At 57.5% G+C, this 13,382-nt stretch carries 11 protein-coding genes; 3 read left to right on the top strand and 8 right to left on the bottom strand.

The genetic code is table 11. The features are described from left to right. Positions 1 to 203 precede the first annotated feature (203 nt). The 3 genes from HPY55_09290 (at position 204) to HPY55_09280 (ending at position 3,444) form a co-directional block, all read left to right on the top strand. Positions 204 to 482: a copper amine oxidase N-terminal domain-containing protein gene (locus HPY55_09290; protein ID NPV70822.1), complete on the top strand. Its 279-nt coding sequence runs from the start codon at positions 204 to 206 to the stop codon at positions 480 to 482. 104 nt (positions 483 to 586) lie between these two features. Next, on the top strand, positions 587 to 2,524 hold the full coding sequence (locus HPY55_09285) for a hypothetical protein (protein ID NPV70821.1): 1,938 nt from the start codon (positions 587 to 589) through the stop codon (positions 2,522 to 2,524). A gap of 41 nt (positions 2,525 to 2,565) precedes the next feature. Beyond that, positions 2,566 to 3,444: a hypothetical protein gene (locus HPY55_09280; GenBank protein NPV70820.1), complete on the top strand. Its 879-nt coding sequence runs from the start codon at positions 2,566 to 2,568 to the stop codon at positions 3,442 to 3,444. 31 nt (positions 3,445 to 3,475) lie between these two features. On the opposite strand, the gene HPY55_09275 is transcribed toward HPY55_09280, so the two are convergent. The 8 genes from HPY55_09275 to HPY55_09240 all read right to left on the bottom strand — a co-directional run bounded on the left by HPY55_09275 (position 3,476) and on the right by HPY55_09240 (position 13,352). Beyond that, positions 3,476 to 4,186, bottom strand: coding sequence for a hypothetical protein (locus HPY55_09275; GenBank protein NPV70819.1), 711 nt, complete (start codon positions 4,184 to 4,186; stop codon positions 3,476 to 3,478). A gap of 56 nt (positions 4,187 to 4,242) precedes the next feature. Then, positions 4,243 to 5,217 (bottom strand): hypothetical protein, encoded by a 975-nt coding sequence (locus HPY55_09270; GenBank protein ID NPV70818.1) that lies wholly within the window; start codon positions 5,215 to 5,217, stop codon positions 4,243 to 4,245. A 56-nt stretch (positions 5,218 to 5,273) separates the two neighbouring features. After that, positions 5,274 to 6,014 (bottom strand): maleate cis-trans isomerase, encoded by a 741-nt coding sequence (locus tag HPY55_09265; GenBank protein NPV70817.1) that lies wholly within the window; start codon positions 6,012 to 6,014, stop codon positions 5,274 to 5,276. Positions 6,015 to 6,026: 12 nt separating this feature from the next. Further along, entirely contained in the window at positions 6,027 to 7,910 is a 1,884-nt protein-coding gene (locus tag HPY55_09260; GenBank protein NPV70816.1) for a TRAP transporter permease, read from the bottom strand. Between the two features lie 72 nt (positions 7,911 to 7,982). After that, positions 7,983 to 9,044, bottom strand: a complete 1,062-nt coding sequence (locus tag HPY55_09255; protein ID NPV70815.1) for a TAXI family TRAP transporter solute-binding subunit — start codon at positions 9,042 to 9,044, stop codon at positions 7,983 to 7,985. Positions 9,045 to 9,096: 52 nt separating this feature from the next. Further along, entirely contained in the window at positions 9,097 to 10,005 is a 909-nt protein-coding gene (locus HPY55_09250) for a hypothetical protein (GenBank protein NPV70814.1), read from the bottom strand. A gap of 59 nt (positions 10,006 to 10,064) precedes the next feature. After that, positions 10,065 to 11,444, bottom strand: a complete 1,380-nt coding sequence (locus HPY55_09245) for a UbiD family decarboxylase (protein NPV70813.1) — start codon at positions 11,442 to 11,444, stop codon at positions 10,065 to 10,067. 15 nt (positions 11,445 to 11,459) lie between these two features. After that, on the bottom strand, positions 11,460 to 13,352 hold the full coding sequence (locus tag HPY55_09240; protein ID NPV70812.1) for an aldehyde ferredoxin oxidoreductase family protein: 1,893 nt from the start codon (positions 13,350 to 13,352) through the stop codon (positions 11,460 to 11,462). Between the last annotated feature and the right edge of the window lie 30 nt (positions 13,353 to 13,382).

The following is a 13,382-nucleotide window of genomic DNA, read 5'->3' as shown; positions in this document are numbered from 1 at the left end:
TAGTGGTGTTGGCATGATGGATGTGAGAGCAGATTGAGCCGAGAGAGAGTCGCTACGCAGCCGAGCTGGCGGCATTCAGGCAGCAGCGTCAGCAATACCTGATCTACGGATACGCTGGAAAGCCAGGACAGATCGGTGTCATCGTCAACAATGTCCCCATTTTCTTCGACTCGGAACCCTATATCGATGGCAGCAACCGTACCATGGTTCCGCTGCGCGCAATCGCCGAGGGGCTCGGTGCGCTGGTGTACTGGGATGGTGCCCACCGGCTGATCACGATCGTCAAGGCTGAGTTGACGGTCAAATTGACCATTGGCAGCAGGACTGCTGAGGTAAATGGTAAGCGGAAGTCGATGGATACGGTTCCCGTTATTCAGCAGAACCGTACTATGGTGCCCCTGCGCTATGTGGGTGAATTGGGCGCTTCCGTAGACTGGGATGGCGCCAGCCGCACTGTGACAGTCAACCTCCCCCATCAGTGAAGCCGGGGAGGCTGAGGGCCCATACTTGCCCACGAAAAGGAATTGCCTTCCGCTCATCGAAAAGACCTTGAAAGAGCTATCTGAGGCCTGGAGGAATGGGGCACTTGCGAGCGCGACTTCTGCGAGTCGATCTTACGAGCGGACAGCTGAGATATCAGGACGCACAGGATTTAGCGGACAGGTGGATAGGTGGACGCGGCGTCGGAGACTGGATTGTGTTCAACGAGGTCTCACCGGGTGTTTCCCCTCTTGACCCGCAAAACGTGATTGCAGTCTGTAACGGTGGCCTTACCGGGACTCAAGCGCCGTCTTCTTCCCGGACCGCTCTCGTAACGAAGAACGCGATTACAAACGGCATATGCACCTCCAATGTTGGAGGTCACTTTGGAGCGGCCCTTTCCGCAGCAGGTATCGACTACGTGCTCGTGTCGGGAGCTTCGGCGAAGCCTGTGTATCTGTGGATATTCGACGGCCGCGCTGAGATTCGACCGGCAGACCACCTTTGGGGCATGACTACACGGTGCTGTGCGGCTGCAATCAGGCAGGAGACAAACGACGAAGACGCGCAGGTGGCATCAATAGGGCCTGCTGGTGAGAATCTGGTCCTCATCTCTTGCGTGATCGTTCATGAGGCGAGAGCAGCAGGCTGGGGTGGTATTGGAGCAGTATTCGGCTCGAAGAATCTGAAGGCCATTGCAGTTTCCGGAGCGTCGTCGCGCTGTGGATGCCCGTCCGGCAGGTACACCGACGAATTCGCAAACGCCTGTCGCCGGGCTAGAGAGAAAATCCTGGCATCGAGGGACGCAGCCATCCTCAGTGAGTACGGAACCATGGGGCGGTCTGCAGCAGGGGGCCTGAATGAAGACTTACCACAGACGGCTCGAAACCTGCTCGACGAAGTCTGGCAAGCGGAGCTTACCGCCCGTGTCAAGGAGAAGGCCTTCAGGGACAACTACCTGGTGCACCGCATGGCCTGTTACGAATGCCCGATCGGATGCAGCCGGAAGTACGCAATTACGAATGGCAAGCGCGCGGGCATCGAGGTAGAAGGGATCCAGTCGAATACTCACCGCGCCTTCACGTCCAACCTGGACATAGCCGATCCGGAAGTCGTAATAGGGGCTCAGGCGATACTCACGGATGCCGGTCTTGATGTTGATGGTTCTACAGCCGCGATAGCGTGGGCTATGGATTGCATCGAACGAGGAATACTGCGCTCCAACCAGATAGGAGTCCGTCTAAGGTGGGGTGATGGAGACGCGGTTCTACGCGTGCTTGGGGACATCGCTTATCGCAAAGGCTTCGGAGACTTGCTTGCAGGGGGAGTCGCACGAGCCGCAGAGCGTATCGGCGGAGAAGCACTGGAGTGCGCCATGCACGTGAAAGGCGCTGGCATAAACGAACAAGGGGTTCGGTCTCACAAAGCATGGGCGCTTGGCATCATAACCTCGACACGCGGCGGCGGCCATCTGAACGGAGCCCCGAACACCGAGCAGAAGCGCCTTGACCCGGCCACCGCTTCTTCGCTATTCGGAGTGCCAACGGCTGGGGATCCGTGTTCGTATGAGGGGAAAGGAACGCTCGTAAAATGGTTCGAAGATTTCAAGGCCGTAGTCGATTCCCTTGGCCTGTGCTATTTCGGGAGCTGGTGGTCAGGAATCTCGATGCTGGGGCCCGATGATTATGCTGAAATGTACAGCGCCTCAGCCGGGAAATACGTATCTGCCGCGCAGCTGCTGCGAAAGGGGGAAGTGATTTACAATGTCGAAAAAGCGTTCAATACACTGCACGCGGGCTTCACGAGAGTCGATGATTATCCACCCAGGCGCCTGATGACGACACCAGTGAGCTCCGGGCCATTCAAAGGTGCAGTGCTGGATCTTCAGGGCTGGAACAAGATGCTCGACGATTACTACATGGCTCACGGCTGGGACATTCATTCCGGATGGCAGACTGAGGAGTGCCTGGTCAGCCTGGGTCTGAGCGACGTTGGTTTGAGGCTGGCGAACGCGGGAAGGCTCGTGCGCCAGTCAGGCAGATAACTGGGCGGCAGCGACGCGTTCTGCCAAGGAGTGACCGGGATATGGAACACCTCGCATACTGTGTCCCTTTGATAGACGTGACATGGGCGGAGTTTGGCCCGCTCAATCCCAGGAAGAACTACAGTGTAGGGACGCCCCCTCTCGCGCTCTGCCACGAGGAGATAGAAAAAATGACCGAACTGATGAAAAAACTCGTCGGCGGGCGCTTCACGTTTGCGGCGCATACGGGCACATATTGCAGGGATGCATTCCTGAAGGAGCCGTTCCTGGGTCTCTGGAGAAACGCCTTGACTGCCGGCGCAGAAGTGCTCGTTCATACGCACGAGGAAATTGCAGGCAAGGGAACTCTCTACGGAGACAAGGACCACATGGAGCAGGTCGTGGAATGCGCCTACCGGACCCTCTCCGATCAGGGTGTCAGGCCGGTCGGATACCGCGGCGGCCTGTACGCATATGCGCCGTTCATGACGGAGTTGCTCGAAAGCCTTGGTCTTTTCATCGATATGTCGGCAGCGCCCGGAGTGAACGAACCCTCCAAGCAGGCAACCTGGGCGGGAGCCCCCTATTCGGCCTACTACCTGTGCAGGGTCGACAAGACCCATGGAGAGTGCGGTGACGAACGCAGCAAGGTACTGGAAATCCCGCTTGGCGCGGACGGCTTCGGCGGGGAGCAAAGAAATGTGCTTTACGTGGATGGGGATTTGCAGGACCTGGACAATCTCAACAGGATATGGGACACGATTACGGGCCGCGCTCGAAATTCCGGAACGCCTCAGATAATTCACTTCCTGGTTCACACCATAACAGCCAGTAACCCTTCCATGCTTGAAAGGTTGCTCCGGTTTGTTGATCATATCGATGCCAATGGCGGAACCTACGTCACGCCCACACAGGCCAAGTCAATCTACGACAACGCGTAGGCTCGCTGCAAGAGTTGTCGGTCACCCGGTGCTACAGGGTCTGGAGCTGGCAGCTCCTAACCCGGCCGAGGCTACTCTCAAGTATGGCCATATTGGTGCTCACAACTGGAATGCCGAGGTCACGCTCGATGACCCCGACCACATCCATGGTCCTCAAATCAGTCGCCAATATGCACAGGGCATCAATGGCAGGGGCCGCTCCAACCTCTTTCGCAAGCTCCCTGGATGCCCGGTAAGTGGTTTCGAGCGGCACATTGCAGACAGCCCGCAGCCCTGTCACGTTTAGACTTCTGATAGCGACCACATCGAATCCGGCTTCCCTGAATCTTGGAGTCACCATCGCATCTATTTCGTGTCCGTACGGACATAGAATGGCTATCCGGCGAGCCCCGCGAAGACGCAGGGATTCCACCGTCGCCTGGTACGCGGTAAATGCGCTGGCGGCTGTCCACCTGGCCACTTTGTGCTGGAATGTATCCTCCCACCCAGCGACTGCCAGGCTCGTAGACAGACAGGCATATACTACAACGTCGACGCCGGCTATTGAGAGTTCCTCCGCCCCACGATCAACGTTGGTGACCATATTGTGTAGGCCCTCCACACTGCTGTGGCCGGTCCTGCTCGAGACCATTCTTGTGAAGTGAAACGTCATGCCTCTCGGCGCCGCTCCGTACATCTCAGGCTCGAGAACCGTATTATTGGCCGGTAGCAGTACACCTATTCTTGCACGCCATCCCAGCATACACCCAATATCTCCTTATCCTCAAATATCCCGTGAGGTTGCCAGCCCTCGGCGACTCAAACCCATATCGGTTTATCCCACAGGGCGAGCACGGTTCCAATCTCTCTGGACACGGCGTTGCGATATATCCGGTAAGCCTCAGGAAGTTCTGTCACGGCCATTCCGATATGCTTGAACACTATGGTCTCTTCATCCCGCTCCCGGCCCGGCTTCTCGCCAGCTACGATCTTTCCGAAGTCACAGTATATCCGGTCATCCCCAACCTCGCCCCTGCGGTACATCTCCAGAAGCGTTCCGGCGCCGTGGCGTTTCATTTGCTCCCAGTCATCCGTGATCACCTTGCCGGCCCTCAGATACACGCCTGGCGTTGCATCGTTGGCCGCAACATCAGCATAGAATGCGCCAGGCGCAAGCCACTCGGCCTCCAGGTATGGTTCTCCTGCAATGGTAGCCGTGGCCACTATGTCGGCATCCCTCGCTGCTTCCCTGGCGCTCGAGGCGACTTTGACGCCCAGACCCGTCGACTCCATGAGTTCGCCTGCAAGTGCGCCCGCCCTGGCCGCATTCAGGTCGAATATCCTTACCTCCGCAAGCGACGAGACTGCAGCCGCGACTCCAAGAACTTGAGCGCGACCTTGAGGCCCGGCGCCCACAAGCCCCATGACAGTTGCGCGCGGCCTGGCCAGGTACTTCGCCCCGACGCCGGTAGCTGCGCCGGTGCGTGTGGCGTTTATGATCGTGCCCTCCATGATGACGATTGGCAGCCCCGTGTCTGGGTCGTTCAAGATGATCAAAGAGGAAGACCTGGGCAATCCATACTTCACCGGGTTCTCCGTCATGGCCAGAACCCACTTGAGTCCAAGAATCTCAGGTTCCCCGCTCAGATATCCCGGCATCGCCATAATGAGGCCCTGAGAAGCCTGAGGGCTTCCCGGAGGCCCTTTTCGTAAATTGGTCTTGGGAGGCTGTACGTACCTGCCAGTCCCGTGGGCCTTGAACCCGCTTTCGACGGCCTTCAACGTCTCCTTCATGTCGAGCCCACCAGCCAGAATAACGTCTCGCTGGCTCAAGAAAAGCGTGCTGGCGCTCATTTCCGCATCACCCTTTCTCCGCCGTTGAAGAGCACCCCGCCCCCAGGCACAGCGTCGTTAATGCCGAGCCGGCGTAGGGCAGCCCAGAGTGAGGCTGTATTGGAGGTAATTACCGGAACACCGAGATCCTGCTCCAGGACGGGAGCGATCTCAGCAGCACGGAAGTTTGTGCAACTGATGAACAACGCATCGCTCCCCGGGCGAAACACCGACCGCGCAAACCTGTAGATGCTTTCTGGACTCACACGGGGTATTTGAACGCTCTCGACAATCCCCAAACCCTTGACAGCCGGCACTTCAAACCCGGAATCCCTGAGGAAAGCCTCCTCGATGGAGTTGATCTCGTCGATGTACGGGGTCGCAACCGATATGCTTCTTGCACCGACTGCTCTTAACGATTCGACGACAGCAGTGGCCGTGGTCACGCACGGCATACCGCCGGCTGAAGCTATCTCGGCGCCGATCTCCAGGTCCCCGCCTGGACCGCGCGTGACGCTTGCAGCAGTGCACCCAAAGACAACGATGTCAACACAAGCGTGAGCCAGCAAGCGTACTGCTTCTACGGCGCGCTGCACCGTCTCGTGCTCGGCGCTTAGCGTGGATTTGAGCTGCGATCGGCCGACTCTTGCCGCGTGCGCGGTCACCCCATCAGGCAACAGCCTGTGGAAATCTTGCTCCATGACCACGTTTACGCACGGTATCAGAATGCCGATGCGGGCCCGCCACACAGTCATCACCGTTGTCCCTCCTCAGCGCCCCGTCTCTGCGTCCCTTGACTTCCTGCTCGAAACAAAGTCATATAGGAGAGTCGCTCCCAGGATCGCGAGTCCGATCACATCCGTTATCATGTTGGGATCGATGAGCATGAGAGAACCTGCCAGGTAGCCCAGGCGGATCAGCGGACTCTGCGGACGCCACAGGCACCCTACTCCACCCACGGCCATAAACATCACTCCGGCGCACGCGGTCGCGCACGGCCAAAGGAGCTGCACTGGAGTCGTCGCCTGAGCCAGCAGGACCGGATTCATTACGAAAAGGAAGGGTATTATGAAGCCAGGGGCGGCTATTCGCATTGACATCCAGCCCACTTCAAATGGTTTGGCGTGAGCTATGCCGGCAGCAGTGTACGACGCTATGGCAACAGGCGGGGTTATGTTCGACAGACAGGAAAAGTAGAATACGAACATATGGGCGGCAAGCGGCAGAGCCCCCATCCGCACCAGCGCAGGGGCGGCTATCGTAGCAGTTATCACGTAACAGGCGGTTGCAGGCAGGCCCATGCTCAGAACAAGCGAGGCAATTGCAGTGAGGGCGAGGGCTGGAATCAGGTTGTTATGAGCCAGTCCTATGATGTTGTAAGTTATGACCTGCCCGAGCCCAGTCATGGCCGTCACGCCGACGATGATGCCTGCTGCAATGCAGGCCGAGCTCGCGGTCAGTGACGCACGGGCGCCCTTCTCAAGCGCTCGTATCACTTCTCGCAATCCCATCCGTTCCCTCTGCACCTGGCTTGCCACTACGACGGACAGAATTCCAAGAAAAGCAGAAAATATGGGGGTGCGGCCTTGAAGCAGCGACCACACTACCACGACTATGGGAAGGAACAAGAATACCTTGCGCCCGGGGTCCTTTATTGGCGGGAGTTCCTCCCGGAGCACTCCCCTGAGTCCGAGCCTCAGCGCCTCGAAGTGAACCCAGCAATACACTGAGAGATAGTAAAGCAGGGCCGGAATCACCGCGGCCACCATGATCTTTCCGTAATTCATGTTCAAGTATTGAGACATGACAAACGCAGCAGCGCCCATCACTGGCGGCATGACCATTCCGCCGGTTGATGCGACTGCTTCCACCGCGCCAGCAAAGGCAGGCCGAAATCCCACTTTCTTCATCATCGGGATGGTAAATGTACCCGTGGTAGCCACGTTTGCAGCGGCACTCCCGCTGATGGTTCCCATAAGAGCGCTCGAAAGCGTCGCCACCTTGGCCGGCCCGCCGACTGCCGAGCCCGTAAGCCATGTGGCAAGGTCCGTGAAAAATTGGCCAACTCCACTCTCCGCCAGGAACGAGCCAAATAAAATGAAGAGAAAGATATACGTGGCCGCCACCTGAAGCGTTATTCCATAGATGCCTTCATCTACCAGGTACATCCTCATGAGGAGCCTCGGGATAGTGAAACCATAATGCCCGAGTATTCCAGGCAAGTGCTTACCGAACACCGCGTACACGAGGAACAAGACGGGTAGAATTGACATCGCAATCCCGATGCTGCGCCGCGCCGCCTCAATAACCAGGATGAGCGCCAGGGCAGCCATATAATAGTCCAACGACTCGGCCTGAAGATTACGTATTGCCAACTGCTCCGCTCTGAAGAAGGTATATAACCCGACAAAAGCCCCACCACACGCAAGAAACCAGTCCACAAGTCTCCAGAACTCCCCGCGCCCGGAGGGATACGTCAGGAAGATCAGCGCCAGAGTGAACGCAAGAAACACGCCCCCTTGCTTCATCGACATCATAATTCCATAGCTGTTCGTCCAGACTTGAAACAGCGAAAACGCGATCGCCAGCACAACTATCGTGCGTTCCTTGAAGTCGGCCTTCGGAGGCAAAACACTAGCTGAGTCCTCTCTCACGATTGCTACCCCCATGCGTGACAGATAGTGCAGGGAAGGGGGAGACATCCCCCTTCCCCATCTTTCCGATGGCTACTTGACCCAGCCCTTCTCCTGCAAGTACTTTTTACTTCCCTCATGAAGCGGGACAGGGATGCTCAAGGCTTTCGCCGGCTCGAGGAAGGCTACGTTGTTGTAACCGGAGTATGACTTGGTCAGCCAGTCTTTATTGTCATACATCGCCTTAACCAACTTGTACGCAAGGTCCTGTGGGAAGTCTTTCCTAACCACGAAGTATCCCAAATGCCCGACGGTCTTTATCTCGTCCTTTTGATTGGGATATGTCCCTGCTGGGATTGGCATTGCCATCGACCACTTGTGCTTTTCGGTAATCGTCTTGATCTCCTCATCGCTCAGCGAAAGAACGGCGGCGTTCGTATTAGGCGCTACTAAAGCGTCCGAGACTTGCGAGATGGGCGCGGCTCCAACCGCGATTGTGGCATCCGCCAGACCGTTCCTGATGGCCTCGATCGCTTCAGCCTGCCCGATGTAGTCCGGTTTCACATCCTGCAGAGTCATACCGAAGGCGCCGAGCACCATCTCGTGCGTCGAGACAGTGCCGCTCCCGGCCCGACCAACCACCACTCGCTTTCCCTTCCAGTCTCTGACCGATTTTATCCCAGCGTTCTTGCGGATCACGAAGTTGTAGTGCTGGGAGAGGATCGGGGCGAGAATGCGCAGATCCTGGTTAGGCTTACCTTTGTAAGTATCAGAGCCCTCATAGGCCCACTGCAGTATGTTTGATTGAACGCATACGATATCGGCCTCGCCTTTCATCAGAAGGTCGATGTTCTCCACCGAGCCGGCGCTCGTCGACGCTGATGCTTGCACGCCTGCCTGCTCTGTAAACAGCTGGGCAGCCGCTATGCCTGCCGGGTAATAGGCCCCGCCGGTGGTCGCCGTCGCGATGTTTAGTCTTTTCTTCGCCGGTTCGGCGGCTTTCGGCGGCTCTGTCTTGGCCGGTTCTGGCTTGGCGGGCTCTTGCTTGGCAGGCGCCTGAGCCTGGCCGCAACCCGCAAGGACAGTTGCCGCGAACACAATCAGCAAGACCAAGGAAATGACCTGCCACTGAACTCTCGTCCATCTGTTCGCCATGATGGTAGTTCCTCCCCTTTCCGTAATGCCTTCCAGCGGCCGCCCGACGTAATCACCGAATTCCCAAAAGAAACTCCGGGTTGTACACCATCATCCTTTTCAGATCGTCTTCTCTCACCCCACAGTCTAAGAGTGATTTAGCGAAGCGTCCCATGCCCTCAACCGGCGTTGGGTTGCGCGGCTGACCGCAGTCAGACGAGATAACGCAGTTTTCCGGGCCGACCCAGCCAATCATTTCGGACGTCCTCTCGGGCGTTACCAGAAACCGGTTCGGAAACGTGTAAATGGCGGTGAACTCTATCATCGCCCCAAGCTCCACGAGTCGCCTGAGCCCAGCCGAAGTCCAATTCCAGAGCTCGGTCAGCGTAACATGCTGGACTACGATTCTCTTAACCCCCGCTTCCCGGGCTCCGCTGACAAGCGAGAGAATCTCCACCTCGGAAAGATGCCCTGTCCCTACGGCTACACCAGCCTCAGCGACCATTGATAGTATCTCATTTGTCTCCTCGGTGAGCCTGCCATCGTCCTTCAACACCGTGAGGCCGGTTACATTTCGCCTGGCTCTATTGACCAGCAACTTCATCTGTTTGTATTCAGGGGCACCGTAGACAGAGAGGTGGTGTTTGGCCCATTGCGTTGGAAACCAGACGAGTTTTCCACCCAGTTTGAGGGCAGCCTCGACCGCAAACGGGTTTACCCCTCCGCAAAACCCGTTCAAGACGACTCCGCCGTACACGGATATCCCCTGTACAGCCTTTTCAACAAGCGCCGCCCGGTCAGCCGATATCCCATGATGGTTCTTCAGCACTATACCGCGCATCCCGGCCGTACGGGCTTCGATCGCGCAGTCGATCGAATCCTGAATCCTCGGAAATACGCTTGGACCCGTGTGCGCATGAATATCTATCGATCCCTCGAGATCGTACCATCCTCCTTGGAAAGGAATCCTGTCCACCTCCATCCCGAAAACGCGCGCACAAGATCCTCACAGCCGGATTGCACTTCCACAATGAAAGCCTATCACTTCCTGTCCATGAAATCGACGATCTCCTGCTTGATCGCGGGGTCGTTTTCCCCAGGAGTGAAGACTGGGGCATACTCCTCCTTGCACTTGCCGAGCGGCGCGGTTGCGTCGATCCCCATCTTGGAGCTCGCGCGTTGCATGGGAGCAGATGGATCGAGCGTAGGGCTCGCCACAGCGGGAAGGACTATCACGTCTTTCTCGGCCTGAACACGAGTGTTGATTGCCCATTCGACCTGAAGAGAGTCGTTTACGTTAATATCTTCATCGACCACGACCGCCAGCTTGATGCCGATTGGAGCAGAGAGTAACGCTAATATGATGTTTCGAGCCTCCAGCTCATGCCTTTTCTTGATCGAGACAACGCAGTGATGACGGGACGTGCCACCAGGGGTAAGTCGAATTCCCCTGATGTCCGGGTTTATCTTGTATACCTCACGGTATGCGGCCGCAGTCAGGGGCATATCCATCATCCAATGGTTCTCAGTCATCGGTCGTCCGGTCATGCATATCTGGTAGATCGGCTGCTTCCTCATGGTAATCGCGGTAACCTCGAGCACCGGTGCATCTTTTACGCCGCTGTAAGTTCCCGGGTATTCGCCGAAAGGTCCATCTCCCACCCGCTTGCCTGGGATGGTCCGGCCCTCGATAACGATCTCCGCCGTAGCAGGAACATCAATATCAATGGTCGAGCATTTCACGAGCTCAACAGGCTTGCCACGCATCGAGCCGGCAATCCAGAGCTCATCAACACCCAGCGGCGGCCTGCACTGGGATGCTATTGGAATCACCGGATCCATCCCAATGGCTGTGGCGATCTCAGTACCCTTGCCCTTATCCTCATTCCTGGCAATAATCGTGGCAAGTTGCCTTCCCAAAGGAGCGTATACCGTCAACGTTCTGCGGTCCAGCAGCAACATCCGGTGCATCGACACGTTCCGGGATCCACTCACAGGGTCATTGGCGATCTGCACCCCTCCGGTCACGTATGGGCCCGCGTCAAGCTCGAAATGGGTGCAAATGGGTAAGATCCCGAGATCGATGTCTTCTCCCCTGATCACTACCTCCTGAACTGGACCCGACTTGAGCATCACGGGTTCAACAAATGTCTCTTCGGCATTAAGGTAGCGCTTAAGCATCTCGTCTTCCGGCCAGCCAAGACTCAGCGCCATTCTCGATTTGGTGGCAAAGAGTCCGCCCAACACCGGCATATCGTATCCTTCTACCTTTTCAAAAAGCAGCGCCGGCCCCTCCAGATCGGATGCCGCGCGGACGTATGCGGCAATCTCGAACTTCGGGCTGACCCGCTGCTCGACTCGCATCAGTTCACCGTGCTCCTCCAGCAGGCCAAGAAACTCTCGAAGGTCGTCAAAGGCCATTGTACCGCCTCCCCATCATTCGGTGACGAGATTGGACAAACCGAGCTCGGCAAGTCTGGCCGGCAGAGGCCGCCCGTTACTACCCCAGCCTCTGGCGCTGTAATACTCGTCCAGCATTGGCTCGAGCTGAAACCTGTGCCCGGCGCTCGGCCCCTCCGGCAACGCTTCTTCGACAAACCGCGAAGGAACGGTGTCGTCGTCCCTTCCCAACCCTAGCCTGAGATTGTACAAGCGTTCGAGATTGACAATGCGCTCCCCAATAGGAAACAACTCCTCTGGAGAATACTCGACACCCGTGACCGCACGAAGCAAGCCACAGATGACCTCAGCGGGAAGCGCCATGCTCATCGTGACAAACTTGCACATTGACAGCGAGTCCGATACGGCGCTCAGATCCTCGGACCATTTGACAAGACGTCCCTTACCCCGGTAACTGAACCTGTTACATACCTCATCCGTCCCAAACAGTGCTTTCGCTTCGGCCGGAGTCAGGGTGGTTTCCGCGACAGGAAAAGCGCGCAAGTGATCGGCGCCGCGACTGGACACAGCCCATCCCAGCCCCCAGGCTTTCAGCGCCCTTATTTCCTGCTCGGGAATCTCCAGGCCCTTCACATGAAGGGCGTATGGCTGCGAACCCGGAATTTTCATCGATATGTTCCGGACCCCTTCAGCAAGAACGTCTCCGAACCCGCGCCTGTATGCGATGTCTTCCATTAGCTGCATCATTGAGTTGACGTCGCCCCACGGAACGCAATCCAGGTTGCTGCCGAAGTCCCTCGGGCGGATCAGTCCGAGCTCACAGCATTCCATTACAAACCCAAGCACGCCTCCAAGAGATATGGTGTCGATTCCCAGCTGGTTGGCCTTGCTGTTGAGGGCGAGGATTCCCTCCACGTCCGAGTTTCCGCATCTCGAGCCCAGTGATGCCAGGGTTTCGAACTCAGGGCCTTCGCCATGGGTTCCCTTATAGGGACCCTCCTCGATGCTGTAGTAGCGGCTGCACCTTACCGGACAACAAAAGCACGCGATCAGCCGCTTCACGAACCTCTTTTCAAGGGTCTTACAGCCGATATCTTCCGCCCTCGCGAACACACCCGAGCGGTTGTTGTAGGAAGGAAGCACCCCCATAAGCTGGTAGGTGTCGATCAACATGGTGGTACCGAACCGCGAGCGCATGGGGTACGCTGGCGCGGCCGCGATGTGGTCCCGCGCCCTGCGATAGTAACGATCCCATTCATCCGGAAGCGATACGGACACCCCGCGGTTGCCGAGCAGCGCGATGGCTTTCAATCGCTTGCTGCCCATCACGGCGCCGAGCCCCGTCCGGGCCGCGGCGCGACCAGTATCGTTGATGATCCCGGCGAACTTGACGAGGTTCTCTCCGGCAGGGCCGATCGCCGCGACGCGGACCAGGTCCGAGCCGATCTCAGAGCGAATGGCCTCTTCAGTCTCCCAAGTCGTCTTCCCCCACAGGTGCCTCGCGACCCGGAGTTCCGCTTTCTCATCCGTAACGAACAGGTACACCGGCGTCTCCGCGTACCCTGTTACAACAATCTGATCCAGCCCGCAAAACTTCATCTCCGGGCCGAAGAAGCCTCCCGAGTTGGCGTCACCGAAGATTCCAGTCAGTGGGGATTTCCCGGTTACCTGATAGCGTGCCGAACCAGGCGCCAGCGTGCCGGTCAAGGGGCCTACACTGAAGATGAGGGGGTTTCCGGGGCCAAGTGGATCTGTACTCGCATCCGTCATCTTCCAGAGAAGATGACCGTTCCATCCTCTCCCGCCCAACCACTTGCGGACAACTGATTCCTCGGGCACAATCCTCTCAATCTTGCCCGAGCAAAGGTCTACCGTCAACGCCGCGCGTGCCCATCCGTACATCCTTTCGCGTTTGCTGCCTGGTAGCATAAGCCATTCTCCCTCTGGTATCTTCCGTTG

The sequence above is a fragment of the Bacillota bacterium genome, from assembly GCA_013178305.1.
GTDB lineage: Bacteria > Bacillota > Sulfobacillia > JABLXB01 > JABLXB01 > JABLXB01.
Note: the sequence above shows the minus strand (reverse complement) of the source record. Positions and strands in the feature narration are given on the sequence as shown.